Consider the following 23,593-nt stretch of genomic DNA (forward strand, 5'->3'; position numbering starts at 1 on the left):
CAGCGTGTTGGTGTTGCGCATTTCATCCACCCCATGCGGGTAGCCTCGCCGGCTTTTTGCCGGAGACAAGCGTGCCCGCACCAAGGATCAACATGCGCAAGATCAGAGACGTCTTACGTCTCAAACTCGAAGCCCGCCTCTCCCATGAGCGAATCGCTGCCTCTCTGGGCATCTCCAAGGGCGTCGTGGCCAAGTACGTCAGCCTGGCCGCTGTCGCCGGGCTGGATTGGGCGGCCATCCAGACGCTGAGCGACACGGCCCTGGAGCGCCGGGTCGTGCAAGGCCGGATGGACCGGCCGACCCATTACGTGCTGCCCGACTACGGTCGCGTCCACCAGGAGCTGCGGCGCAAAGGCATGACCCTCATGCTGTTGTGGGAGGAGTACGTCGCCGCCCACCCCGGGCAGCCGACCTACCGCTACAGCCAGTTCTGCGAGCGGTATCGGCGCTATGCACTGCGCCTGAAGCGCTCCATGCGCCAAGTCCACCGCGCCGGCGAGAAGCTCTTCGTCGACTACGCCGGCCCCACAATCGAGCTTGCCGATGGCAGCCGGGCACACATCTTCGTGGCCGCACTGGGCGCGTCCAGCTACACCTTCGCCTGCGCAACGCCGCGCGAGACCATGGCCGACTGGCTCGAAGGCTGCGCGCGCGCCCTGAGCTTCATCGGCGGCGTACCCCAGTTGATCGTCCCGGACAACCCGCGCGCCATGATCGCGAACCCGAACCGCTACGAGCCGCGGGTCAACGACACGGTGGAGGACTTCGCGCGTCACTACGGCACCTCGGTGCTGCCGGCGCGCCCGCGCCATCCGCAGGACAAGGCGAAGGTGGAATCGGCCGTGCAGGTGGTCGAGCGCTGGATCCTGATGCGCCTGCGTCACCACCGCTTCGCTACCGTCGACGACGTGAACGAGGCGATCGAGCCCTTGCTGCAGCAGCTCAACGCCAAGGCCTTCCAGAAGCTGCCCGGCAGCCGCGCGAGCGCCTTCGCCGAGCTGGATGCACCTGCCTTGCAGGCGCTGCCGTTGCAGCCCTGGGAATGGGCCGTCTTCAAGAGCGTGCGGGTGCACATCGACCATCACGTCGAGATCGAGGGTCATCGCTACAGCGTCCCGCAGAACCTCGTGGGCCTGCTGCTGGAGGCCCGCATCACCACCCGCGCGGTCGAACTGCTGCACCGCGGACAGCGTGTGGCCTCGCATCAGCGCAGCGCGCACAAGGGCGGCTTCACGACCGTCGTCGCTCACCTGCCGGCGGCACACCGCGCGCATCTGGAATGGACACCCGAGCGGCTGGTGCACTGGGGTCAGAGCATCGGCGTGGCCACGGGCCGCCTGGTGGTGCGTCTGATCGAGGAGCGGCGCCACCCTGAACACGGCTACCGGGCTTGCCTCGGGCTGCTGTCGCTGGCGCGCCGCTATGGCAAGGAACGGCTGGAGGCGGCCAGCCTGATTGCCCTGGAACTGGGCACGGCGAAGTACGTGCATGTGAAGGCCATCCTGGTCAATGAGCGCGACAAGGCGACCGCGAGCACGGCGCCGAACTGGACCAGTCCGGCGCATGAGCACGTGCGTGGTCCTGCCTATTACCAGTGACCTTCAGGCACAGCGCCCCGAACAACAAGGAATACCCAATGATGATGAATACGACCCTGGATCAACTGCGCAGCATGAAGTTGATGGGCATGGCAGCAGGTCTGCAAGACCAGCTCACCAGCGCCGGCATGACGGCCATGAGCTTCGAGGAGCGCACGGCCTTGCTGGTCGAGCGCGAGGTCCACTGGCGCGGCGACAAGCGACGCGAGCGGCTCTTGAAGGAGGCTCGACTGAAGTACCCGCAGGCGGCCATCGAGGACATGGATGCGCGCGCCGGTCGCGGCGTCGATCGCAAGGCGGTGATGAGTCTGGCCCTGGGCGACTGGATCGATTCGGGCCACAGCGTTCTGATCACAGGCCCGACCGGTGCGGGCAAGTCGTGGCTGGCTTGTGCGCTGGCGCAGTACGCCTGCCGGCGCGGGCGTTCTGCGTATTACCAGCGCATGCCCAGGCTCGGTGAGGAGCTGCGCATCCGGCACGGCAACGGGACCTTCGGCAAATGGCTGATCCAACTGGCAAAGACGGATGTGCTGTTGCTGGACGACTGGGGCATGTCGGCGCTGGATGTTCAGGCCAGGTCCGACCTGCTGGAGATCATTGACGACCGGGCGGCCAGCAAGGCCACGATCATCACCAGCCAGTTGCCGATCGAGCATTGGCATGCGTGGGTCGGCGACGCCACCATCGCCGACGCGATCCTGGATCGTCTGATGCAGAAAAACCATCGGCTCACCTTGACGGGTGAATCTCTTCGACAGAAACCAAAACCCGACACAAAGGAGAAGAACACACAACCATCGTGACCGACGCTTCTAAAATCTGAACGCGCAACTCAGCACGAAGGACGACCGGTCACGATAGAGCGGAATCAGCGGTCACGTTCGCCGGAATACGCAGAGACCACCAAACGGGTGTGGCAAGCCCGGCTTGATCCTCGGCGCAACACACCTTCCATTGGAATCTACTCCCATGTAAAAGACCGGTGGGGCATCTTCCATGCGCAGCCCTTTGTGCTCAATGAGCGCCAGGCGGGCGTGGCCATTGAAGGTGTCATCCGCCAAGAAAAGCTGGAGACCAGCCAGCTTGCTGTGGATACCCATGGCTACACCGACTTTGCCATGTCACATGCCCGTTTGCTTGGTTTTGATCTTTGCCCGCGGTTGAAGGAACTCAAACAGCGCCACCTCTTTGTGCCACGCGGCACCAAAGTGCCCGCAGAAATCGCTGCGGTGTGCGAAGCCAATGTCGACGTCGCTTTGATCGAAAAGCATTGGGATAGTCTGGTGCACCTGGCAGCCTCGGTCATGAGCGGACATGCCAGTGCGGTGGCAGCTCTTGCGCGGTTCGGTTCTGCCGCCCAGGGCGATCCAATCTATGAGGCTGGCGTGCAATTGGGGCGGTTGCTGCGTACGGCGTTTTTGGCTGACTACTTTGTCAAGGACGCTTTCAGGAACGAGTTGCGCCGGGTGCTCAATCGGGGCGAGGCTGTTAACGCCCTCAAGCGCGCCATTTATACCGGCCGGATCAGCCCGGCGCAGGCCAAACGTGTCGATGAAATGCAGGCTGTGGCCGATGCGTTGAGCCTGATGGCCAACATCGTGATGGCGTGGAATACCTCACAGATGCAGGCGGTCCTGGATCGCTGGTCGAACCGCCGCCAGGTCATTCCACCGGAACTGATCGGGAAGATTGCGCCCACCAGGCTGGAGAGCATCAACTTGCGGGGTGTGTTTCGCTTCCCGGTTGACCGCTATGCTGACCAAATCCTGCCTTCGCGGCCAAATGCATCGATAACTGGCACCAATGGATGAAACCGACCACGGTTTGACGCCACGAATCGCAGATTTGAAAGTGAACAGGAAAGTCAATGAAATCAACGATCTACCAACACCACCTCCGCGCCAGTGCTAGCTTTTCGTACCGTCACTTATTGCACTGAAAACGAGGAGACCCCTAGTTGTAGCGAATGGTGTGCAGTCGCGCCGAGCGATGTTCAGTCTGATTCAGCGATGGAAATCACACCAGGTCTGCCGAAGATCCACCCGCGCCCTGTGGGCGGCTTGTGGACAAATCGGCTCACCGTGACACTTGGGGGGCGTTCATTGACACTTGGGGGGCAGAGTACCCCGGCGCACTGCAGACACTTGAGGGGCAAACGTCGGTTTTCAGCCTAGCCAGGCGTGGCCAAGTGCCTGCAAGCGCTCGCCGCGGTCAAGTTATGCACAGGAACTGTGCATAAGCCTGTGGAAAAGCCCGATTTCTATAGACACTTGAGGGGCGCAACCCTAGACACTTGGGGGGCGGCTTCGTTGACACTTGTGGGGCCAACTACAGACATTTGAGGGGCGCACCCTAGACACTTGAGGGGCAGCGGTTTTGCTTTTTTCTTGGCGTATCAACGACTTACGGCATGTTTTCCGATGCGCTAACCGCTTTATAACCACTTTTTAAACCAAATTTTATAAACCGTAGTTATTAACCTGCGTGCTTAAAAAGCACGCGCCGAAGGGGGGAGACCCCCCTTCTCGATCCCACCCGGCCGCAAGCGGCCTCCCATCCCCCCAGGGGCTGCGCCCCTCGGCCTTCGGCCTCACCTGCATTCGAGCTGCGCCTAACGGCGCAGAGGGCTACCAAACAGGCGCAAGCGCCTGCAACAGCCCTAATTTCGTCTCTAGGTCGCTGCGCTATGCCCAAAGGGGCTGCGCCCCTCTGGACTCCTGCAACTCTCCATGCAGCTCAACCATCGCGGCCACGATGGAAGGACCGCGCAGCGCAACGGACGCAAGGTTTTACTCCAAGGGGAAAAGGGCCGGCGACCGTTAGCCGGATTGCTGGGAGAAGTGGCCCCTCAAGTGTCAAAGAAACGCGGGTACGGGTTGACGGAATAGGGCATTTTGCCCTATAATTGATGGCAAGGCCGGGCGCTTCGCCCAGGTCAACAACCGGAGCATTTCCGATGAGCAAGACTTTGAAAGTGGCCGCCTTTCGTGCCGAAGCCGATCACCTGTTTCGACTGGCGAACGTCGATTACCACGCCTGCGTCGGTGCCCACGAGCTGGACAACTGGCGAGCCGTCGCCGGCCGCGTGCTGGCCGAGGTCGAGCACTGCGAATGCAAGCGCGCCACGCCCTACGACCTGGAGCAGTTCCGCAAGGCTGTCGAGGCCGTGAAGGAACGCATCACTCAGGCCGTCGAGCGCGGCCAAGCCAAAGCGGCCAACGATTCCCGCTTTAGCGGCTAAAAAGTTTAGCTAAATTGCTGTAACTTAGGGCATTTTGCCCTATAATTCATTTTGAAGGCCGGGCATTTCGCCCAGGTCAACAACCGGAGAACTCCGATGAACGACACCCAAGCAAACCAACCCGTCACCGCGTCCCTGGTCGCCAGTAATCGCCGGCTTACCTTCCTACCTACTTACTTCGGACCGCGCCTGATGATGCGCGGCGAATCGCTGGTGTATGCCTGGCTGCGCCGGCTCAGTGAAGACTACAACGGCGGGTTCTGGAACTACTACGAACTGAGCAACGGCGGGTTCTATCTCGCGCCCGAGCTGACTGGCCGGCTGTGCCTGGAGGTCGACGGGAACGGGTACAGCGGCGAGCTGTCGGCCGATGCGGCCGGCATCGTCGCAACCCTGTTCACCTTGGGCCAGCTTGCCGCTGACAACCAGGGCACGGACGTGGCGGATGTGCTGATCGACCGCTACCACTTCCTGCGCGACTTCGCACGCGACCACGCCGAGGCCGCAGAAATCTTCCGAGCGATCGACTAAAGGGGGCCGGCTCCAGCCGAAAGGCTGGGGCCACCTGGAGCGCGATCATGGATCATGAAGACAGAACCGACCGGCGCAATGCGGCCATCGAGCCCGGCCGCCTTCTCGCGGATGGGGACGTGGGCGCAGCCGAGCGCTGCCATGCGTGCGGCGAGCTGCTGCACCCCTACCCCGAGCCCGAATACTGGATGCAATACCCCCTGCCGGGCTGCTGCGTGGTGGACGGCCTGCGTTTCTGCGACGACGACCGAAAACCGGAGTGCATCGACTCGCACCTGGTCAAGCATCCGACGCCGGCAGCGCCGGCCGCCGTGAAGACCAAGAAGCGCGCCAAGAAGGCCGGGGGCGTCGAGGAGCGACTACGCGAGCGCGACGAGGCGGCGGCGGACCTGGCGGCCGAGCTGCCCGAAGAGCGGGCCGGCCTGCTGGCGGTCGCGGCCGAGGCCGTGGCCGCTTGTCACGCGGCCGTGCTGGCCAGCGACGGCGCTGCCGCCGAAGCAGCCGCGAATCGTTACGACGCGAGCATTTGGAAGCTCAACGGCGGCACGTACCAAGGCTGCAAGGATGGCGCGAACCCCGAGGCGGCCGGCACGTTGATCGAGCTACATTGCAGCGCCGCGCCTGGCGTGGTGCCGATGTGGGGCCAGTCGGGGGAATTCCTGATGGAGTCGGCCGGCGTGCGCTGCCTGGTGGAAGTCGGTGATGGCTTTGGTTCGCTGCTGGATCGGCATTTCGCGTTCCATGTCGTTGACCTGGACGGGCCATTTATCTCAGAGACGGGCTACCGTTCGCATTTCGAGACGGCACAGGGCGGGATGACCGTTGACCAGGTGGCCGCCGCCGTGTTCGCCGGCTATCTCAAAGCGCATCGTCGCTACCTGACAGCCGAAGCGCAAAACAGGCATGCCGCCAAGCCGGTGCGCCCCTGGCTGGCTGGCATGGCGCAACCGCCCAGGCGGGCGCGGGCCATCGAGCCGGTGGGAGCCGATGACCTGGCCGAACCACTGCCGTCCGGGTTCGTGCTGGTGGATGCCGTCCTGACCAAGCACCAGGCATTCATCGTCAAGAAGTGGGCCGAAGCTGCGCGCCTGAAAGTCAAGGCGGCCAGGGGGGCCGCCAAGGCCGTGCCGGCCCGGATCGACGCCAAGGAAGAAGACGTAGCGCCCTCCCCTGCTGCCGAGAGCGACGACTACTACTACGAGGAACCCCCGGCGACAGAGGCGTTTTTCAAGGGCGTTCGGTGCCAGATCAAGAGCGTCCACCATCCTGTTTTCGCCAAGGACATAGGCAAAAAAGTGGTCGTGACCAGAGTTGCCGCAGACACCCGCCAGGTGTTCGCGCATGAGGATCGACCCGTAACGTACAAAATCAACCGGAATGGGCGGCGCGTGGTGGATTCAGACCCGCGCTGTATTGAGTCGATTTACAGCATGGATGCCTTGCGCATCCTATGACCAGGAGCAATGCAATGTCAGAGGCAAATATCAGGCTTGAATGCCTGCGGCCCGCAAACGACGGCTGGGAGCAGCCGACCGGCGAAGAGGTGCGCGAGGCGCTGAAAGCGGCGGGCTTCACGGGAGGCCAAGCCGCGAAAGCCCTCGGGCTGGGGGCAAAGGGCGATAGAACCGTACGCCGCTGGATCGGCGGGGATTCGGCCATCCCCTATGCCGCATGGGCCTTGCTGTGCGACTTCGGCAATTTGGGCCAAATCTGGAAGAAGGACTAGCTAGCCGCTTTAGCGGCTAAAGCCATGAATACCCCGGCTGCGCCGAATTTTTACGCCAAGGAAGAAGATTTTCACGGCAATTTAGCGAAAATATTTTCGTTAAATCAGTTGACAGCTAGGGCATTTTGCCCTATCATGTTACTTAGAAGGCCGGGCATACCGCTCAGGTCAATAACCGGAGAACCATCCGATGAACAAGGCACCGATCATGCCGTGGGTCGATCAACTTGCAGGCGCACCCGCTACCGACTTTCCCGCTCGACGCGATCAAATCGCTGTAGTGATGGACGAAGCAGCGGCGTTGACAGAGCAAGCAACGGGGTTGCTGAACAAGGCGGCCGAGCTGCGCGCCAAGGCGTACTACGCAGCGTTGAGCCTGGAGGGCGACGCCAAGGGGAAATGGGGTTATGAGGAAGTAGAGCAGGCGAAGCGCCGAGCTGATTGGTAGGAGGAACGCCCCGGAGTGATCCGGGGCATTCGGCCCTGGTGCTGTCACACCAAAGGCCCAACCATAGGCGCGGTTGCACCCTGCATTGGATAGGCAATGCGAAAAGGGGTCAAGCGATGACGAACATCATCAAGTTTCCAGGCAAGGCCGAGGCACCCGCCGAGGTCGCACCGGAGCCGGCAGCGCAGGAGAAGCCAGCGCCTGCCGCGCCGCGCCGGGGCCTGTTCGCGCCCGTGGTCAAGGCCGTCTGGGTTGTCGTCGTACTGGTGTGGCCGCTGCTGAAATGGATCGTCTCGATTGACGTGTTTTTTCAGTTCATCCGCATGGTCTACCACTGGAACACGCCGGGCGTTTTCGCCGGCTGGACGTTCCTCGCGCACTTCGCTGTGCTGGTGGCCTTGACGTATTTCGTATCCATCTACAAGCCCAAAGGAATTTGACATGACGAAGATGCTGCGCCCTTATCCGCTTGGCTACGTGTGCCCGAACACGGGCCGGGTGGCGGTGCTGGTCCGGGCCTACGCCGATAGCGACCTGAACGGCGATGCACCGGCCTACTGGTACAGCCAGAAGTCGGAGGAATGGGGCCTTGACCCGTGGAAGCTGGTGGAAGGTGTTGATCCACACGCGGCCGGTGGGTCGTATGACATTTGTTTTGCCAACGGTTCGGTTTCGACAGTCGGGCCGTTGATGACGATCTTCCTGGGTGCCGCTGACGCGGCCCGGTTGAACGCCAAGGAGGAAGACGAGCGACGTGAGGCGCTGGCCGTGATTGCGGGCGACCTTGGGCTTGATGCATCGGCCTTGCGCATCGAAAGCCTCATCGAGAGCCGCCCGGCAGTGTTCTACGACATGCCGGACGGCACTACGCGCAGCGCGTGCAGTCTCGATTCCGAGTGCTGGCGGGAAGCGCTTGCCAGGGGTGCGGCAGTACGCGCAATCCGCCAGGCAAAGGCGCATTAACAGGTGACCCGTTTTTTCGGGCCGTTTTTCGTGCCAAAGAAAATTTTAGCGGCTAAAACGCTTGACTCAAGGACAAAGTTTAGCTAAACTTTGTCTTATGGGTGCTGGCTGTCACCAGCTTTTTTTAACTAGGCGCGGAGTCAATGATATGGGTGCAATCCATGAAGAAACGGCTAACCGAAGCCCAGTTCCAGGCGTGCATAAAGGGCTTGGACGTGGGCCAGCAGACCATCGAAATAGCGCGGGGCGTGCTGGTTTTGGGCCAGCCGCAAGCGGTTTTCATCACGTCGCTGGGACTGACCAAAGGGGCAGTCTCGCAGGCCGTGAGCAGGGTGTGGACGGCGTTTTCGTCCAAGAACGTACCCCAGGGGTACGAGCGGGTTTCGGCAGTGCTGCCGGAGCATCAGGCGTTCATCGTCAAGAAGTGGGCCGAGGACGCGGCGACAAAGAAGAAGGAACCCAAGAAATGAAAACCCTGGTCGTCGCTCAACAGAAAGGCGGAGTCGGGAAGACTTCGAGTGTTGTTCACCTGGCGTTCGACTTCCTGGAGCGTGGCCTTCGCGTTGCCGTAATCGACCTGGACACGCAAGCCAATGCCTCCTTCACCCTGGCGCAGTACAAGATCGAGGCTCGGGCGAGCGGTTTCTTTGGTCCGGTGCCGGCCGATGGCTGGCGAGGCGCAGCCGCGGCCGATAGCGACGGCGCACGCCTGGCCCTGATCGAAGCAGATCCCGAGCTGGCCAATGCCGTTTTTCTGCCGCTGGACAAGGCCAAGCAGAACCTGAAAGCCAACCTCAAGGCGCTGGCTGGCCAAGGGTTCGACGTGTGCCTGATCGACACGGCACCCGGCCTTGGCGTTGCCCTGGTGGCCGCGCTCTACGCAGCCGATTGCGTGCTGTCCCCTATCGAGCTGGAGGCGTACAGCATTCAGGGCATCAAGATGATGCTGACCACGATCATGAACGTCCGCAAGGAGAACGCCGGCCTGCAGTTCCTGGGCATGGTGCCGTCCAAGGTAGACGCGAGGAACCCGCGCCATGTGCGCCACCAGGTCGAGCTACAGGCGGCCTATCCGAAGCTGATGGCGCCGGCCAGCATCGGCCTGCGCAGCAGCATTGCCGACGCCCTGGCGTCCGGGGTGCCCGTCTGGAAGATCAGGAAGACCGCCGCCCGCAAGGCCACGCACGAAGTTCGCGCTTTGGCCGCCTATGTTTTTGAAAAGATGGAGATCGCGCAATGAGCACCGCCGCAAACAAGAAGATTGCCCCCAAGTCGAAGACGCCTGCAAAGGCCGCTCCCGAGGCCGAGGCGAAGCCGCAAGCCGGTGGGCTGGGCCTGGAGGGCATGGGCGACCTGTCGGCGCTCCTGGCCGGCCCTACGGCCGCCGCGAACGGTGGCGGGCCGCTGGACCTGGACATGGGCCTGATTGATGAAGACCCGCACCAGCCGCGCACAGAGGACAACCCCGGTTTCTCCGACGAGAGCCTGGACGAGCTGGCCGCCTCGATCCGCCTCCGTGGCGTCAAGACCCCCATTTCCGTGCGCGACAACCCGGATGCGCCTGGTCGCTACCTCATCAACCACGGCGCGCGTCGCTTCCGTGGCTCGAAGCGAGCCGACAAGGCCACGATCCCCGGCTTCATCGACAACGACTACAACGAGGCCGACCAGGTGGTGGAGAACCTGCAGCGCAATGAACTGACGGCCCGCGAGATTGCCGACTACATCGGCCGCGAGCTGGCGAAGGGAGTCAAGAAGGGCGAGATTGCCAAGGCCATCAGCAAGTCGCCCGCCTTCGTGACGCAGCATGCCGCGCTGCTGGACTTGCCTGATCCCATTGCCGAGGCGTTCAACTCGGGCCGCGTCAAGGACGTTACCGTGGTCAACGAGCTGGTGACGGCGTTCAAGAAGAAGCCGCAGGAGGTCACGGACTGGCTGGAAGATGAGAACCAGGAAATCACGCGGGGTTCGGTCAAGCTGCTGCGCGAGTTTCTGGACGACAAGCGCAAGCACGAGGACGACGACCGCGATCCGAATACGGTAGACGTACTCACCGGAAAGACGGACGCCGAAGCTGGCGACGGCGAGCAGGGTTCAGGTTCTGACTCCAAGAAGGAAGAGAAGGAGCCCGACCCCGACAAGCTGAAAAAGGCCATCGTCCAGGTGCAGCACAACGAACGCCCTGCCCGGCTGATCCTCAACCGTCGCCCACCGGCCGAGGGCTTCGCCTGGTTGAAGTACGAGGATGACGGCCAAGAGTTTGAAGCCAACTTGAGCAGCGTCACTCTGGTGGCCCTGCTGGAAGGCTAAACCAAGCCCTGATTCCCCCGCAGGGCCGCGCCCAGGCCCACGCCGCACCCCACAAGCCCGCCCGCTCCCGGCGGGTTTTTTTTCGTCCCACGGTTTTAGCCGCTAAAAAAAGTTTAGCTAAACGCTTGACAGGTAAGAATAATAATAATAATATAACTCTTATTATCGTATTACTCAACCCGGAGCCGCGCACCATGGAACTTGCCAAAGACACCCGCGACCGCATCTTTGCCGCCGCTGATTCGCTCTACGAGCAGGCCGGCCGGGCCGCCTTTCCCACGGTCGATGCCGTGCGGAAGGTCGCCCGCGTCAACATGAACGACGCCAGCGCTGGCATGAAGGAATGGCGGCGTGCGCAGACCGCCCAGGCGGCCCCGGTGGCCGTCCAGGTGCCCGAGGCCGTTCAGCAGGCCAGCAGCGCCGCGCTGGCGTCCTTGTGGAAGGAGGCCCAGGAGCTGGCGAACGAGTCCCTTCGGGCTGCGCAAGCGGGCTGGGACGCGGAGCGCATCGAGGCCGAGACGCTGAACAAACAGATGGCCGACGCCTACGAGTCGCAGGCGGCCGAGCTGGAGGCGGCGCAGGGCCGCATTGCCGAGCTGGAGGCGGCGGCTCGCCAGGCGGCCGAGCTGGCCGAGGCGAGCCGGCAGCAGATCGAGGAAGGGCATACCGCCCTGCTGGGCATGCAGCAGCGGGCCGCCGTGGCCGAGGGCCGGGCCGAAGAAATTGAGCGTCGGGCGGGTGAGCTGCGCGCCGAACTCGATCACGCGCACGCCGAGGCCGAGACTGCCGCCGCCCAGGCCAAGGCCACGGCCGATAGCCTGCGCACCGAACGCGACAAGGTGCAGCAGCGCCAGGAGCTGGCCGAGGCCGAAGGCGTCAAGCTGGCCGACCAACTACGCCAGGCTCAGGTCCAGGTCGAGGCGTTGCGGAGCGAGCTGGCCGGCGTCAAGGCCCGTGCGGAGTCCCAGGCAGAGGCGCACCAGGAGCAGCGCAAGACGGCCGCCCAGGAAGCGGCGCGCATGGTCGAGCGCTTCACTGGTGCCCAGGCCGAGCGCGACCAGGCGCAGCGGGACGCGGCTGCGGCGCGGGAAGAGGCGGCAGGGCTGCGCGGCCAGCTCGAAGCCTTCAAGGAGCAGCACACGCAATTGATGGCCGCATTCCGAGACTCGGAAAAAGCCGATAAGGCCGTTTCACGTACCAAAAAGGACTGATATTTCGGGGGTTTTGCGCTAAAATGGCATGTTGTTTGGCAGCTACATCCGAGGGGCAAAAATCATGATCGCAGAGCAGGAACAGACCGAGCGCCGCGCCGTGGTGCAAAGCGCCCTTGCGAGCCAGCGCATCGAGGGCTTAGAGCCCGATGCGCAGGCCGTGGCCGACGCCGAGCGCTGGGCGCGTGGCGAGATGACCATCGGTGCCGCCGTGGACCAGTACAAGGCGCGCATGCGGCTAGAAATGGCATGAAATACGCCGGGGATCGCGGCGATCCTTACCTGGACAGCGAAACGGGTGTTCTCCGCAATCTCCTTGGAATCAAGGAACAGGGTGGACTCGATAAAGCCGAATCCACCCTTTCCTTTTTGCGGGCCAGCGAATTGCGCGAGCAGCCCGTTAAAGGCAAATTCGATTTAGCGCACCTGCAGCGAATTCACAAGCGCCTTTTTGGCGACGTGTACGACTGGGCGGGCCAAATCCGCCAGGTCGAAATCTCGAAAGGCAGCACCATGTTTGCCCGGCAGGTTGCGATCCAGAGCGCGGCGCAGCAGCTCTTTGGGCAGCTTGCCAAGGAACAGCTCTTGCGCGGCCTCGATGCCGACGAGTTCAGCAAGCGGGCCGGCCACTATCTCGGGGAAATCAACGTGCTTCATCCCTTCCGTGAAGGGAACGGCAGGACGCAGCGTGAGTTCATCGGGCAACTGGCCCAGCAGGCGGGCCACAGGATCGACTGGAGCGGGGTCAGTCAGGCCAGCATGACCCAGGCGTCAATCGAGGCCTACAACGGCGACTCAAGCGGTATGGCTGGCCTTATTCGCGCTGGCATGCCAGACCAGCTTTTTTTTAACCCATGAGTCTAGGAGTATTGGAATGAAACAGCGCCTTCTTGTGATGAACGGGCAGAGGCTCGTTCAGAGCGAGCAGGGAGGACAGTGGGCCACGGATAAGGTCGAAAAAGCCGGCCCGATCAAGCCGGGGATTTACAACATCCACCTATCCACCAAGGCCGACAAGAGCCAGAGCCACGATGGAGTGATCGTCCATGCCGACAAAGATCATGTGTATCAACAGGTCGGCAAACAGTTCGTCCAGCATGACCGGACGAATTTCGATAAAGTACCTGAAATCGGGAGCAATTCCAGCATCAAATACGATGGTGACAAGGCGCAAGTCGCCCCGTCATCCATCAAGCTGGGGCGAGGGTTGTCCCGATGAAGCTTTAGCCGCTAAAAAGGAGCCAAGGCCATGAGCATTCCCAGGGAGCGACTGCAGCAGCAGACGCAGCAAACCGCCCGCGCCACGCTTGCCGGTGCCCGCCAGGCCGGCGCAGACGCAGAGGTTCAAGCCGACGCCCTGCAGGATCGCGCCCTGGAGGCCCAGGCCGAGCAAGCGGCCTTGCTTGAAGCCTCCCCCTTGGAGTCTCAATACAGCGCCGCTTTCGCGGCGCAGGTCGAGGCGAAGCACGACCAGGCGGAAAGGATCGAGGACCGGCTTGAAGACCTGATCGAGCGGCAAGAATCCCGGATGCAGCAGGCGCAGGCCAAGCAGCCGGGCATGCTTGCTTTGCCCTCGACCCGTGCCAAGTGGCAACAGCAGATGCAGCAGCAGCAAGCCACCTTGCAGCGCCTGCATGGACGGCTAGAAACCGTCCGTGAAATCAAGGAGGGCATGGGCATCCATTCCCCCCGCATCGAAGAGCTTGCCGCTCGAAAGCTGCGTGCTCAAGAGCCAGAGCTTGCCAGCGAATGGGCCGACATGCGCGAAGCGCAGCGCCGGCACGAAGCCCTGCAGCGCAAGGAAGAGCAGGAGAAAAAGCAGGCTCAGGACCGCGAGCGTCGAGAGCAGATCGAACGAACCGGCCGAGGCGTGCGGCTAGGGCTTTCGCAGGCGCGCTAGCTGCGCCGCATCCCCAAAAAAAGAAGCCCGGCGATGCCGGGCTTTTTTATGCGCGCCTGCAGGCGCTGCGCTATCGCAGCGCTACCCACAACGCAACCGCCGCCGCCGCGAGCGTGATGCACGATGCAAGCACGTTCAGCAGGCCGATCCGCCGCGCATCCTTGACCTGGCCAGCGACACGGCCCAAGGCTGCATCGACCTCGGCGCGCACCGTGGCTGCCGTGCTCTTGGCGTTCTCCTGCATGGCCTTGTCCATCGCCCCTTTGCTTGCGGTCAGTGCCGCATTCAGGATGCGCTCGGCCTTGTCTTTGGCGTCCGTCCCCCAGCGGAGCGCCAGGGCCTCCAGCTCTTCCTTGTACTGATCGAGCTGGGCCTGTTGCGCCTTGGAGCTGTCCTGCATCAGCCGGTTGTTGATCGTCTGCAGGACCAGGATCGGATCATCACGCGAGACGGCTATGCCGTGCTTCGCGGCAATCTCCTTGATGAGTTCCTCTACCTGGTCGGCCATCACAGCACCGCTGCGCTATCGAGCTGGCCGAAGAGCTGGCCCTTCACGATCTTGAGCCGCTGCCTGGTCATGATCGTGAGGGAGTCCATCGCCAGGGCTTCATCGAACGTCAAACGTTCCTGCAGCATGTCGCTCAGATCGCGGCCGTAGGTTTCTTCCTTGAGGGCTGGAATCGACACGATGGCCGAAACGCGGGCCTTGTTGGCCGTGTATGCCTTCAACTGTTCAAAGCCCTTACCTTCGTGCTCAATCGGCCCCCAATACGGATTCAGCCACACCACGAAAATTGCTTCCGTGGGGAACTGGCTCACGAGCTGCGAAAAGCCGCTCACGGTGTCAAGAAGAGCCTGGCCGCCCGTGATGACCGTATGCACGACCAGTTCATGCCCCATGTCTGCCAGGAGTGCCGGCACCTGGTTGCTGATGAGGTAGTGCGAAAGCGGCACGAACGAGCTGGCCCCGTTGTCGATGATTACGTCATCCTTCGACGGCGCAACTAATTCGACCAAGGTATCGAAGTTGCGCGGGTTGATTTCGTCGCCTTCCATGATCTGGAGGCGCTTCACCCCGAGGGCTTTGTAGCCGGCGAACGTGGCGTTCACCGGGTCCGTGTCGATGCAGAGTGGCTTCTGACCCTTGCTTGCCTTGTACTGTGCCAAGGTGGCCGCGATGAACGACTTGCCCACCCCGCCCTTGCCTTGCAGAACCATGTGAATTTTCGCCATTACAGTAAATCCTCTTTTTTCGGTTGAGAGTCAAATTTGAAGCCGGCCGGAGCTGGCGCTGACTTCGTTGGTTGTTGCGGCCGTGGTGCAGCGGTCTTGCCTGCAGCGGGTGGACGTGGCGGGTCTGGTGGCGTCGATGGCTGGCCGTCTACCACCGCAGGAGGCCGGCCCTTGATGTGCCGGCGTACATGCTTCAAGAAGGTTTCGTAGCGATACGGGATCTTCCCCTTCTCGTGCAGATGCTCCCAGATCGTTAGAAGCGAATAGCCGGCCGCGATTGCGTCCTGCACGTCGCTCTTGAGGGCCAAGAACGCCACCACGTTCTTGTCCTGTCTCGGCCTGGTTGCTTCGCGTTTTTTCACCCATTCGGCCAGCTCTTCGGGGTAGCTCTTCGGCATCGTTCGTTTTCCATGTCGTTCCTATTGCGTACAACTCTAGCACTGCGTTAGATCGCAAAAAGATCGCTGTTACAGCGCTGTCAATGTGCTGACAGTGCGCTGAAACAAGGCGATTGAGGCTGATTATAGGCATCCTATGCGCTTTTTCGCTATATCGGTTAGCTTTCAGCGCAATAACAGCGGTTAAATGCGGCGCGGTGGTGTATGCTTTCCTTGGTGTTCATACCGCCGAAAGGCGGGCAGGATAGGTGAAGTTAGCTAACCGGAAAGCCGGTTATCTATCTTCACTATCCCCTTATTCGCACTTCGTGCTCAACGGGGAATCCTGCTCTGCGAGGCTGACGGCTACCGCCGTCTGAGGTGCGCGGCTTTAGCCGCTAAAGAGAGGCCAATGGCAAAGACAAGAAACAGCGACGATCCGCGAATGCCGACCCGCAAAGCGGGCCGGCATTTGCGCGTCCCCGTGCTTCCCGACGAGGAAGCCGAAATCAAACGACTGGCGGCTTCGGTCGGGCTTCCCGTGGCGGCGTACCTGCGGAACGTGGGTCTTGGCTACCAGGTGCCCGGCATCCTGGACAACAAGCGAGTTGAAGAACTTGCTCGCATCAATGGCGACCTTGGGCGGCTGGGTGGGCTGCTGAAGCTGTGGCTCACCGATGACGTGAGGACGCTCCAGTTTGGAGAGACGACCATCCTCGCCCTGTTGTCGAGGATCGAATCCACGCAGGACCGCATGCACGAGGTCATGCAGGAGGTTGTCACTCCAAGGGTGAAGCGATGAGCCCTTTAGCCGCTAAAAATTGCGGGGGGTGGCCGTGATCGCAAAGCACGTTTCCATGAAGACGGTGCAGAAGAGTGACTTCGCCGGTCTGGTGAAGTACATCACCGACGAACAGGCGAAGAACGAGCGCGTGGGCTACGTGGCTGTCACGAACTGCCACACAGACCGGCCCGAAGTGGCGATCACCGAAGTCCTCAACACCCAGGCGCAAAACACCCGGTCGGGGGCCGACAAGACGTATCACCTGATCGTCAGCTTCCGGCCAGGCGAGCAACCCGACGACGCGACCTTGAAGGCCATCGAGGCGCGGATATGCGAAGGGCTGGGGTTTGGCGAGCATCAGCGCGTCAGTGCCGTTCACCACGACACCGACAACCTGCACATTCACATCGCCATCAACAAGATTCACCCAACGCGCTACACGATCCTGGAGCCATTCAACGCTTATCACACGCTCGGGCAGCTCTGCGAAAAGCTCGAACGCGAATACGGCCTGGAGCGCGACAACCACCAGGGGAACAAGCTGGTATCGGAGGGCCGCGCCCAAGACATGGAGCGGCATGCAGGCGTCGAAAGCCTGCAGGGCTGGGTCAAGCGCGAATGCGCCGCAGACATGCAGGCCGCGCAGTCGTGGGAGGCTCTGCACCAGGTCATGCGGGACAACGGCCTGGAGCTGCGCGAGCGCGGCAATGGGTTCGTGATCCAAGCCGCTGACGGCCTTGCCGTCAAGGCCAGTTCCATCGGCCGCGAATTCTCCAAGGCCAAGCTGGAAGAAAGGCTGGGCACCTTCGAGCCATCGGCCGAGCACTTGGAGCGCGCAGCGCAGAAGCCGCGCAAACAGTACGACAAGAAGCCGGTGCGGTCCCGTGTCAACACGGTAGAGCTGCACGCGAAGTACAAGGCCGATCAACTCACCATCAGCGGATCGCGCACGGCCGAATGGGAGAAGGCGAGGGCGAAGAAAGACCGCCTCATTGAAGCCGCGAAGCGTAGCGGGCGGCTCAAGCGTTCGACCATCAAGCTGATTTCAGGGGCCGGCGTGGGCAAGAAGCTGATGTATTCGGCCACCAGCAAGACCATGAAATCCGAGATCGAGAAGATCAACAAGCAGTACCTCAAGGAACGGCAAGAGATACATGAGAAGTACCAGCGCCGTGCGTGGGCCGATTGGCTGCGCGCCAAGGCCGCAGAGGGCGACCAGGAGGCGCTAGGGGCGCTGCGCGCCCGCGATGCTGCCCAGGGCCTCAAGGGCAACACCGTGGCCGGCACGGGGCCGCTGCGGCCCCAGGCGGCCGCTGCAGAGCAGGACAGCGTGACGAAGAAGGGCACGATCATCTATCGCGTCGGCCCTACCGCCGTCCGCGACGATGGCGACCGCCTGAAAGTCTCGCGCGGGGCCGACCAGGACGGCATGCAGGCCGCGTTGCGCATGGCAATGGATCGCTACGGCGACCGCATCAGCGTCGGCGGCACGCCGGCATTCAAAGAGCAGATCGCCCAAGCGGCGGCGGCCTCGAAATTACCCATCACCTTTGACGACGACGCCCTGGAGCGCCGCCGTCAAGAACTATTGACCCAAGCAACCACGAAGGAGAACGACCATGACCGAACCGACCGAGGACGAGCTGCTGGAGGCGGCATTAGCGGCAGTGGACCAGCCATTGCCGCAATCCCCGGAGCCGCCCGAGCCGGACAGCCACGAGCCGCCGCAGCCGGACGGACCACCAAGCCCAACGTTGGCCGCGTTGGACGAAAGCCGCCGCCCCAAAGCCAAAACCGTCTGCGAAGACTGTCCCAACTCGGTGTGGTTCAGCTCGCCAGCGGAAGTGAAGTGCTATTGCCGCGTCATGTTCCTGGTGACGTGGAGCAACAAGGAGCCAAACCAGTTGACGGCCTGCGACGGGATATTTTTGGGCCAGGAAGACTAAGCCCGCAGGTTGCCGCTGCCGCCGACAAATACATAGCGGAGCGGGAGGGCAAGCGCCTTAAAGGATTCGATATACCGAAGCACTCCCGCTATACTGACGGGCAGGACGGGGCCGCGACTTTCGCCGGCATCCGCCAGGTCGAGGGGCAATCACTGGCCCTTCTGACACGCGGCGAGGAAGTCATGGTGCTGCCAGTTGATGAGCCGACCGCACGACGCCTCAAGCGCCTTGCCGTTGGTGATGCCATCACCGTGACCCCCCAGGGTTCCATCAAAACGACGAAAGGACGTAGCAGATGACAAAAGACAGGTTCAACAACGCGGTAGGGCCGCAGGTACGCGCCGAGAAGGAGGGGCCTGGCAAGGTCATCCCGGCGCTGGCCGTGCTGTCCCTTGGCGGCGGATTGCAGGCTGCTACGCAGTTCTTCGCCCATGACTTCAAGTACCAGGCCGCGCTTGGCGCGCACATCAACCACATTTACCCGCCGTGGGGAATCGTCCAGTGGGCCGGCAAGTGGTACGGCCAGTACCCCGACGCCTTCATGCGCGCCGGAAGCATCGGCGTCACGATTACCGGCGTTGGCCTCATCAGCCTGGTTGTCGCCAAGATGGTGCTGGCGAATTCATCGAAGGTGAACGAGTACCTGCACGGCTCGGCCCGCTGGGCGAACGTCAGGGACATTCAGGCGGCCGGCCTCATCCCGCGTGCGCGGTCGTTCTGGCAAACCATCACCGGCAAGGATGCGGCGGCCAGCTCAGGCGTCTACGTGGGCGCGTGGATCGACAAGAAGGGCAAGCAGCACTACTTGCGCCACAACGGGCCGGAGCATGTGCTTTGCTATGCGCCGACCCGTTCCGGCAAGGGCGTCGGCCTGGTGGTTCCTACGCTGCTGTCCTGGGGCCATAGCGCAGTCATCACCGACCTGAAAGGCGAGCTGTGGGCGCTGACGGCCGGATGGCGGCAGAAGCATGCGAAGAACAAGGTTCTGCGTTTCGAGCCGGCGACGGCCAGCGGTAGCGTTTGCTGGAACCCACTCGATGAAATCCGCCTTGGCACGGAAAACGAAGTGGGCGACGTGCAGAACCTCGCAACGCTGATCGTTGACCCGGACGGCAAGGGCCTCGAATCGCACTGGCAAAAGACCAGCCAGGCGCTGCTTGTCGGCGTGATCCTGCATGCGCTCTACAAGGCCAAGGCCGAAGGCACGCCGGCCACGCTGCCCGGCGTCGATGCCATGCTGGCCGACCCCAACCGCGACATTGGCGAGCTGTGGATGGAAATGACCACCTACAGCCACGTAGACGGCCAGGTCCACCCGGTTGTCGGCTCTGCCGCCCGCGACATGATGGACCGGCCCGACGAGGAAGCAGGATCGGTGCTGTCCACCGCCAAGTCCTACTTGGCCCTGTACCGCGATCCCATCGTGGCCCGCAACGTGAGCAAGTCCGAATTCAAGATCAAGGACTTGATGCACCACGACAACGCGGTGAGTCTCTACATCGTCACGCAGCCAAACGACAAGGCCCGCCTGCGGCCGTTGGTGCGGGTCATGGTGAACATGATCGTTCGCCTGCTGGCCGACAAGATGGACTTCGAGAACGGCCGTCCGGTGGCGCACTACAAGCACCGCATGCTGATGATGCTTGACGAGTTTCCCAGCCTGGGGAAGCTCGAAATCATGCAGGAGTCGCTGGCATTCGTGGCCGGCTACGGCATCAAGTGCTACCTGATTTGCCAGGACATTAACCAGCTCAAGAGCCGCGAAACCGGCTACGGCCACGACGAGAGCATCACGTCGAACTGCCACGTCCAGAACGCCTACCCACCGAACCGCGTTGAGACGGCCGAGCATCTTTCCAAGCTCACCGGCCAGACCACCGTAGCGAAGGAGCAGATCACCACCAGCGGCCGGCGCACGAGCGCTTTGCTGGGCCAGGTGTCGCGCACGATCCAGGAAGTTCAGCGCCCCTTGCTCACGCCCGATGAGTGCCTGCGCATGCCCGGCCCGGTGAAGACCGAGGGCGGCGACATTGCAAAGGCCGGCGACATGGTGGTGTACGTCGCGGGCTATCCCGCGATCTACGGCAAGCAGCCACTGTATTTCCAAGACCCGACCTTTCAGGCGCGGGCGGCGATTCCCGCACCGAAGAACAGCGACAAGCTGCGTAACAGCTTTGTCGCGCCCGCAGGGGAGGGGATCACGATATGAGCCGCTTGCTGAAACGGATCACCATCGGCACCGCCATCGGCGGCGCTGCCGTGCTCGCCTTGGGCGTTGCCTGCTATGCAGCCGGTGCCCGCGTCAACACCACGAAGAGCATTCCCGTCGGCCTCTATTGGGCAAGCAGCGCGCCGGTAGAGAAGGGCGCTTACGTCATGTTTTGCCCGCCGCAAGTCGGCGTGTTCGGTGACGCCAAGGAACGGGGCTACATCGGGGGCGGGTTCTGCCCTGGCGGCTACGGCTACCTCATGAAAAAGGTTTTAGCCGCTAAAGCCGATGCCGTCACCGTGGCCGATGACGGCGTGCGAGTGAATGGCGCACTGCTGCCACTGAGCGCACCGCTCAAGACCGACAAGGCTGGCCGGCCCTTGCCGCGCTACCAGACCAACAGCTACGAGCTGGGCAATTCCGAGGTGCTGCTTATGTCGGACGTGAGCGGCACATCGTTCGACGGCCGCTACTTCGGGCCGGTCAACGTTTCGCAAATCAAGACCGTGATCGTCCCGGTCATCACCTGGTAGGAGGCACCATGCGTTTGTTCATTGCAGAAAAGCCCGACCTGGCGAAAGCCATTGTCGAAGGCTTGGGAGGCGGAAGCCGCAAGGACGGGTACTACGACTGCGGCGGCGACTATGTGGCCTGGTGCTACGGCCACATGCTGCAACTGCTGGACCCCGAGGACTACGACGAGCGATACAGCAAATGGAACATGGACGACCTGCCCATGTCCCATATTCCTTGGAAGAAGAAGCCCAGCGGTGACAAGGGCGCGAAGGACCAGCTCAAGGTCATTCTCGGCCTGTTGAAGAAAGCCAGCAGCGTCGTCAACGCTGGCGACCCCGACGATGAAGGGCAGCTTCTTGTCGATGAAATCCTGGAGTACGCCGGCTGCACTCTTCCGGTGAAGCGGGTTCTCATCAACGACAACAACACCAAGGTTGTGCGCAAGGCGCTGGAGAGCATGCGCGACAACCGCGAGTTCGCCGGCCTGTCGGCCGCCGCCGAGGCCCGCAGCGTGGGCGACCAGCTCTACGGCTACAACATGACCCGCGCCTACACCCTGGCGGCCCGCCAGAAGGGCTACCAGGGCGTCATGAGCGTGGGCCGGGTGCAGACCCCCATCGTCGGCCTTGTCGTGCGCCGCACGCGGGCATTCAAGGCCCACAAGAAGGCGTACTACTACAACGTCACCGGACGGTTTGAGGTCGAAGGCGTTGCCTTCCCTGCGCGGTATCAGATCGTTGAAGCCGATCCAGTGGACGAGAAGGGCCGGCTGATCGAAGAGCAGCATGCCCAGGCCATCGCGGATGCCGTCAAGGGCAAGCCTGCGCGAATCGTCAGCGCCGACACCAAGCAGAAAGAACAGCATCCGCCCTTGCCTTACAACCTGTTGAAGCTGCAAACCGATGCCTCCCGCAAGTTCGGTTTCAAGCCCGACCAGACCAAGGACATAACGCAGTCGCTGCGCGAAAAGCACAAGCTCATCACGTACAACCGCAGCGACTGCGAATACCTCAGCGACGAGCAGCACGGGGACGCGCCGGGCGTGCTGGCGGCGATCACGCAGACCGCGCCCATGTTGGCCGCCGTTGCGCAGCGGGCCGATCCCTCGATCAAGAGCCGGGCCTTCAATTCGTCCAAGGTTTCCGCCCACCACGGGATCATTCCAACAGAGGCGACGGCGAACCTGGCGGCGTTGAGCGAGGGGGAACAGAAGATCTATTTGCTGATCGCCCGCGCCTACATCGCGCAGTTCTGGCCCAAGCACCAATACGACCAGACCGATGTGCTGGTGGAGTCCGAGGGGCACCGCTTCGCCGTGCGCTCCAACGTCACCACGCGCCAAGGCTGGCTTGTTCTCTACAAGAACGACGCGGGCAATGAAGACCTGGAAGGCGACGAGAACGACCTGTCCATCGACATACGCACGCTGCGCGACGGCCAGGCCGGCGTCTGCGTCGATGCCGAGGCCGCCAAGCAGGAAACGAAGCCGCAGCCGCTCTACACGATGGCGACCCTGCTAGGGGACTTGACCCGCGTTGCCAAGTACATCCGCGACGACCGCCTGCGCAAGCTGCTGCTGGAGAAGGACAAGGGCAAGGAAGGCGAGCATGGCGGCATCGGGACGCCGGCCACGCGAGACAGCATCATCGCCACGCTCTTCGAGCGCGCCTACCTGGTCGAGCAAGGCAAGAACATCGTGCCCACACCCACGGCCGAAGAGTTCTACGACGCCCTGCCCGACCAGGCCAAATTCCCCGACATGACCGCGCTCTGGCATGAGCAGCAGAAGGCCATCCAGGCCGGCCAGCGCGACACCGAATCATTCGTGCGCGAGCTGATGGACTACATCGCTGGCGAGGTGGCCGGCGTGAAGGAAAACGGGCTGGCAATCAAGGTTGACACGCACCCTTGCCCGCTCTGCGCCAAGCCGTTGCGCCGCATCAAGAAGAAGGAAAAGAACGAGTTCTTTTGGGGATGCACCGGCTTCGCCGATGGCTGCAAGTTCGTCTGCGAAGACAAGGCCGGCAAGCCCGTGCCGCGAGAGACGCCAAAGGTGTCGGAGCTGCACAAGTGCATGGCTTGCGGCAGCGGCTTGTCTAGGCGGGCCAGCACGAAGAAGAAAGGCATGTTCTGGTGGGGTTGCAGCAACTACCCGACATGCACACAGACCTATCCCGACATCAAGGGCAAGCCCGATTACAGCAAACCGAAGGAGTGATGACATGACCCAGCAAACCAACGACCAGGCCGCCGAAGTGATCCCGGCCATTGACGACGCCGCAGCCAGCGCGGAAGCCTTGCGCGAGAAGCTGACCGATGCACAGACGCCCGGCTACCAGGCCGAATTCGATCCCGACGAGGCCGACCGTGCCGGCGCGTTCGCAGAAGACGCCTTGAGCGAAGGCGATGCCCTCGCCAGCACCGACGACCTGGCCGACCTGGCCGGCGATGGGTCGCTGGAGCCGGCATTCCTTGACGATGACGGCCCGAGCGCAGACCTCCCGCGCATCGTCTCGACCACCAACGCCCGCAAGCTGTACGAGCTGCGCCCCGGCGAGTCGGTCGCCCAGGCCGCCGCACGCAAGGCCAAGGAGGGCTGA

At 62.5% G+C, this 23,593-nt stretch carries 26 protein-coding genes and 1 pseudogene; 24 read left to right on the forward strand and 3 right to left on the reverse strand.

Going from position 1 to position 23,593, the window contains the following annotated elements; translation table 11 throughout:
* Nucleotides 1-71 precede the first annotated feature (71 nt).
* The 18 genes and pseudogenes from istA to WDLP6_RS34780 all read left to right on the forward strand — a co-directional run bounded on the left by istA (nt 72) and on the right by WDLP6_RS34780 (nt 13,928).
* Entirely contained in the window at nt 72-1,598 is a 1,527-nt protein-coding gene (gene istA / locus WDLP6_RS34695; RefSeq protein ID WP_162572162.1) for an IS21 family transposase, read from the forward strand.
* A 38-nt stretch (nt 1,599-1,636) separates the two neighbouring features.
* A complete protein-coding gene (istB, locus tag WDLP6_RS34700) occupies nt 1,637-2,401 on the forward strand; it encodes an IS21-like element helper ATPase IstB (RefSeq protein WP_162572170.1) in 765 nt (254 codons plus the stop codon).
* Nucleotides 2,402-2,494: 93 nt separating this feature from the next.
* Nucleotides 2,495-3,409, forward strand: a pseudogene (locus WDLP6_RS34705) (Tn3 family transposase); the annotation flags it as partial.
* 1,145 nt (nt 3,410-4,554) lie between these two features.
* A complete protein-coding gene (locus WDLP6_RS34710) occupies nt 4,555-4,839 on the forward strand; it encodes a hypothetical protein (protein ID WP_015063519.1) in 285 nt (94 codons plus the stop codon).
* 96 nt (nt 4,840-4,935) lie between these two features.
* Nucleotides 4,936-5,370 carry an antirestriction protein gene (locus WDLP6_RS34715; protein ID WP_011171688.1) on the forward strand — a complete coding sequence of 145 codons (435 nt, stop codon included), beginning with the start codon at nt 4,936-4,938 and terminating at the stop codon, nt 5,368-5,370.
* A gap of 47 nt (nt 5,371-5,417) precedes the next feature.
* Nucleotides 5,418-6,824: a hypothetical protein gene (locus WDLP6_RS34720; protein ID WP_011171687.1), complete on the forward strand. Its 1,407-nt coding sequence runs from the start codon at nt 5,418-5,420 to the stop codon at nt 6,822-6,824.
* A gap of 14 nt (nt 6,825-6,838) precedes the next feature.
* Nucleotides 6,839-7,096, forward strand: coding sequence for a helix-turn-helix domain-containing protein (locus WDLP6_RS34725; protein WP_011171686.1), 258 nt, complete (start codon nt 6,839-6,841; stop codon nt 7,094-7,096).
* A 190-nt stretch (nt 7,097-7,286) separates the two neighbouring features.
* Nucleotides 7,287-7,544, forward strand: a complete 258-nt coding sequence (gene kleA / locus WDLP6_RS34730; protein ID WP_011171685.1) for a stable inheritance protein KleA — start codon at nt 7,287-7,289, stop codon at nt 7,542-7,544.
* 116 nt (nt 7,545-7,660) lie between these two features.
* Nucleotides 7,661-7,984 (forward strand): KleE stable inheritance protein, encoded by a 324-nt coding sequence (kleE, locus tag WDLP6_RS34735; protein WP_075122821.1) that lies wholly within the window; start codon nt 7,661-7,663, stop codon nt 7,982-7,984.
* A gap of 1 nt (nt 7,985) precedes the next feature.
* Complete coding sequence (locus tag WDLP6_RS34740) at nt 7,986-8,507, forward strand: DUF2761 domain-containing protein (RefSeq protein ID WP_162572163.1); 522 nt, start codon at nt 7,986-7,988, stop codon at nt 8,505-8,507.
* A 161-nt stretch (nt 8,508-8,668) separates the two neighbouring features.
* Complete coding sequence (locus WDLP6_RS34745; RefSeq protein WP_015063537.1) at nt 8,669-8,977, forward strand: transcriptional regulator KorA; 309 nt, start codon at nt 8,669-8,671, stop codon at nt 8,975-8,977.
* On the forward strand, nt 8,974-9,747 hold the full coding sequence (locus WDLP6_RS34750) for a ParA family protein (protein WP_162572150.1): 774 nt from the start codon (nt 8,974-8,976) through the stop codon (nt 9,745-9,747). Before WDLP6_RS34745 ends, WDLP6_RS34750 begins: the two co-directional genes overlap by 4 nt.
* Nucleotides 9,744-10,817: a transcriptional repressor gene korB gene (locus WDLP6_RS34755; protein ID WP_011171679.1), complete on the forward strand. Its 1,074-nt coding sequence runs from the start codon at nt 9,744-9,746 to the stop codon at nt 10,815-10,817. The genes WDLP6_RS34750 and WDLP6_RS34755 overlap by 4 nt, the downstream gene beginning before the upstream one ends.
* Before the next feature lie 194 nt (nt 10,818-11,011).
* Entirely contained in the window at nt 11,012-12,028 is a 1,017-nt protein-coding gene (locus WDLP6_RS34760; RefSeq protein WP_011171678.1) for a DNA-binding protein, read from the forward strand.
* Nucleotides 12,029-12,092: 64 nt separating this feature from the next.
* On the forward strand, nt 12,093-12,281 hold the full coding sequence (locus WDLP6_RS34765) for an antitoxin VbhA family protein (RefSeq protein WP_011171677.1): 189 nt from the start codon (nt 12,093-12,095) through the stop codon (nt 12,279-12,281).
* Complete coding sequence (locus WDLP6_RS34770) at nt 12,278-12,886, forward strand: Fic/DOC family protein (RefSeq protein ID WP_011171676.1); 609 nt, start codon at nt 12,278-12,280, stop codon at nt 12,884-12,886. Before WDLP6_RS34765 ends, WDLP6_RS34770 begins: the two co-directional genes overlap by 4 nt.
* A gap of 16 nt (nt 12,887-12,902) precedes the next feature.
* Entirely contained in the window at nt 12,903-13,247 is a 345-nt protein-coding gene (locus WDLP6_RS34775; protein ID WP_015063536.1) for a KfrB domain-containing protein, read from the forward strand.
* 30 nt (nt 13,248-13,277) lie between these two features.
* On the forward strand, nt 13,278-13,928 hold the full coding sequence (locus tag WDLP6_RS34780; protein WP_220812009.1) for an IncP plasmid survival protein KfrC family protein: 651 nt from the start codon (nt 13,278-13,280) through the stop codon (nt 13,926-13,928).
* 70 nt (nt 13,929-13,998) lie between these two features.
* Here WDLP6_RS34780 and WDLP6_RS34785 read toward each other — a convergent pair whose 3' ends face one another.
* Genes WDLP6_RS34785 through WDLP6_RS34795 form a run of 3 tightly spaced genes read right to left on the reverse strand, consistent with a single transcriptional unit; the run spans nt 13,999 to nt 15,559 of the window.
* A complete protein-coding gene (locus WDLP6_RS34785) occupies nt 13,999-14,436 on the reverse strand; it encodes a conjugal transfer protein TraM (RefSeq protein ID WP_011171734.1) in 438 nt (145 codons plus the stop codon).
* Nucleotides 14,436-15,161, reverse strand: a complete 726-nt coding sequence (locus WDLP6_RS34790) for a nucleotide-binding protein (protein ID WP_011171733.1) — start codon at nt 15,159-15,161, stop codon at nt 14,436-14,438. Before WDLP6_RS34790 ends, WDLP6_RS34785 begins: the two co-directional genes overlap by 1 nt.
* Nucleotides 15,161-15,559, reverse strand: a complete 399-nt coding sequence (locus WDLP6_RS34795; RefSeq protein WP_011171732.1) for a TraK family protein — start codon at nt 15,557-15,559, stop codon at nt 15,161-15,163. Before WDLP6_RS34795 ends, WDLP6_RS34790 begins: the two co-directional genes overlap by 1 nt.
* A gap of 391 nt (nt 15,560-15,950) precedes the next feature.
* Here WDLP6_RS34795 and traJ point away from each other — a divergent pair, with 391 nt between their 5' ends.
* From traJ to WDLP6_RS34825, 6 genes are read left to right on the forward strand one after another with little or no spacing between them, the layout of a single operon-like run.
* Nucleotides 15,951-16,340, forward strand: coding sequence for a conjugal transfer transcriptional regulator TraJ (gene traJ, locus WDLP6_RS34800; protein ID WP_011171731.1), 390 nt, complete (start codon nt 15,951-15,953; stop codon nt 16,338-16,340).
* Between the two features lie 34 nt (nt 16,341-16,374).
* Nucleotides 16,375-18,567, forward strand: coding sequence for a TraI/MobA(P) family conjugative relaxase (gene traI / locus WDLP6_RS34805; protein ID WP_015063533.1), 2,193 nt, complete (start codon nt 16,375-16,377; stop codon nt 18,565-18,567).
* Nucleotides 18,564-20,477, forward strand: coding sequence for a type IV secretory system conjugative DNA transfer family protein (locus tag WDLP6_RS34810; RefSeq protein ID WP_015063532.1), 1,914 nt, complete (start codon nt 18,564-18,566; stop codon nt 20,475-20,477). Before traI ends, WDLP6_RS34810 begins: the two co-directional genes overlap by 4 nt.
* Complete coding sequence (traF, locus tag WDLP6_RS34815; RefSeq protein WP_011171726.1) at nt 20,474-21,010, forward strand: conjugative transfer signal peptidase TraF; 537 nt, start codon at nt 20,474-20,476, stop codon at nt 21,008-21,010. The genes WDLP6_RS34810 and traF overlap by 4 nt, the downstream gene beginning before the upstream one ends.
* Nucleotides 21,011-21,018: 8 nt before the next feature.
* Nucleotides 21,019-23,211 carry a DNA topoisomerase 3 gene (locus tag WDLP6_RS34820; RefSeq protein WP_011171725.1) on the forward strand — a complete coding sequence of 731 codons (2,193 nt, stop codon included), beginning with the start codon at nt 21,019-21,021 and terminating at the stop codon, nt 23,209-23,211.
* Nucleotides 23,212-23,215: 4 nt separating this feature from the next.
* The gene (locus tag WDLP6_RS34825; protein WP_011171724.1) at nt 23,216-23,593 is read left to right on the forward strand and encodes a hypothetical protein; all 378 of its coding nucleotides are present in this window, start codon (nt 23,216-23,218) and stop codon (nt 23,591-23,593) included.

The organism is Variovorax sp. PBL-E5 (assembly GCF_901827185.1).
Taxonomy (GTDB): domain Bacteria; phylum Pseudomonadota; class Gammaproteobacteria; order Burkholderiales; family Burkholderiaceae_C; genus Variovorax.

Bases quoted from the DNA above. Each gene is read 5' to 3' on its own strand.
- WDLP6_RS34795 (WP_011171732.1), bottom strand. From the start codon at position 15,559: ATGCCGAAGAGCTACCCCGAAGAGCTGGCCGAATGGGTGAAAAAACGC.
- WDLP6_RS34820 (WP_011171725.1), top strand. From the start codon at position 21,019: ATGCGTTTGTTCATTGCAGAAAAGCCCGACCTGGCGAAAGCCATTGTC.
- WDLP6_RS34780 (WP_220812009.1), top strand. From the start codon at position 13,278: ATGAGCATTCCCAGGGAGCGACTGCAGCAGCAGACGCAGCAAACCGCC.
- WDLP6_RS34725 (WP_011171686.1), top strand. From the start codon at position 6,839: ATGTCAGAGGCAAATATCAGGCTTGAATGCCTGCGGCCCGCAAACGAC.
- WDLP6_RS34785 (WP_011171734.1), bottom strand. From the start codon at position 14,436: ATGGCCGACCAGGTAGAGGAACTCATCAAGGAGATTGCCGCGAAGCAC.
- traF (WP_011171726.1), top strand. From the start codon at position 20,474: ATGAGCCGCTTGCTGAAACGGATCACCATCGGCACCGCCATCGGCGGC.
- WDLP6_RS34750 (WP_162572150.1), top strand. From the start codon at position 8,974: ATGAAAACCCTGGTCGTCGCTCAACAGAAAGGCGGAGTCGGGAAGACT.
- WDLP6_RS34715 (WP_011171688.1), top strand. From the start codon at position 4,936: ATGAACGACACCCAAGCAAACCAACCCGTCACCGCGTCCCTGGTCGCC.
- WDLP6_RS34810 (WP_015063532.1), top strand. From the start codon at position 18,564: ATGACAAAAGACAGGTTCAACAACGCGGTAGGGCCGCAGGTACGCGCC.
- WDLP6_RS34755 (WP_011171679.1), top strand. From the start codon at position 9,744: ATGAGCACCGCCGCAAACAAGAAGATTGCCCCCAAGTCGAAGACGCCT.
- WDLP6_RS34765 (WP_011171677.1), top strand. From the start codon at position 12,093: ATGATCGCAGAGCAGGAACAGACCGAGCGCCGCGCCGTGGTGCAAAGC.
- kleE (WP_075122821.1), top strand. From the start codon at position 7,661: ATGACGAACATCATCAAGTTTCCAGGCAAGGCCGAGGCACCCGCCGAG.
- WDLP6_RS34720 (WP_011171687.1), top strand. From the start codon at position 5,418: ATGGATCATGAAGACAGAACCGACCGGCGCAATGCGGCCATCGAGCCC.
- kleA (WP_011171685.1), top strand. From the start codon at position 7,287: ATGAACAAGGCACCGATCATGCCGTGGGTCGATCAACTTGCAGGCGCA.
- istB (WP_162572170.1), top strand. From the start codon at position 1,637: ATGATGATGAATACGACCCTGGATCAACTGCGCAGCATGAAGTTGATG.
- WDLP6_RS34775 (WP_015063536.1), top strand. From the start codon at position 12,903: ATGAAACAGCGCCTTCTTGTGATGAACGGGCAGAGGCTCGTTCAGAGC.
- WDLP6_RS34770 (WP_011171676.1), top strand. From the start codon at position 12,278: ATGAAATACGCCGGGGATCGCGGCGATCCTTACCTGGACAGCGAAACG.
- WDLP6_RS34760 (WP_011171678.1), top strand. From the start codon at position 11,012: ATGGAACTTGCCAAAGACACCCGCGACCGCATCTTTGCCGCCGCTGAT.
- traJ (WP_011171731.1), top strand. From the start codon at position 15,951: ATGGCAAAGACAAGAAACAGCGACGATCCGCGAATGCCGACCCGCAAA.
- WDLP6_RS34825 (WP_011171724.1), top strand. From the start codon at position 23,216: ATGACCCAGCAAACCAACGACCAGGCCGCCGAAGTGATCCCGGCCATT.
- WDLP6_RS34740 (WP_162572163.1), top strand. From the start codon at position 7,986: ATGACGAAGATGCTGCGCCCTTATCCGCTTGGCTACGTGTGCCCGAAC.
- WDLP6_RS34790 (WP_011171733.1), bottom strand. From the start codon at position 15,161: ATGGCGAAAATTCACATGGTTCTGCAAGGCAAGGGCGGGGTGGGCAAG.
- WDLP6_RS34710 (WP_015063519.1), top strand. From the start codon at position 4,555: ATGAGCAAGACTTTGAAAGTGGCCGCCTTTCGTGCCGAAGCCGATCAC.
- WDLP6_RS34745 (WP_015063537.1), top strand. From the start codon at position 8,669: ATGAAGAAACGGCTAACCGAAGCCCAGTTCCAGGCGTGCATAAAGGGC.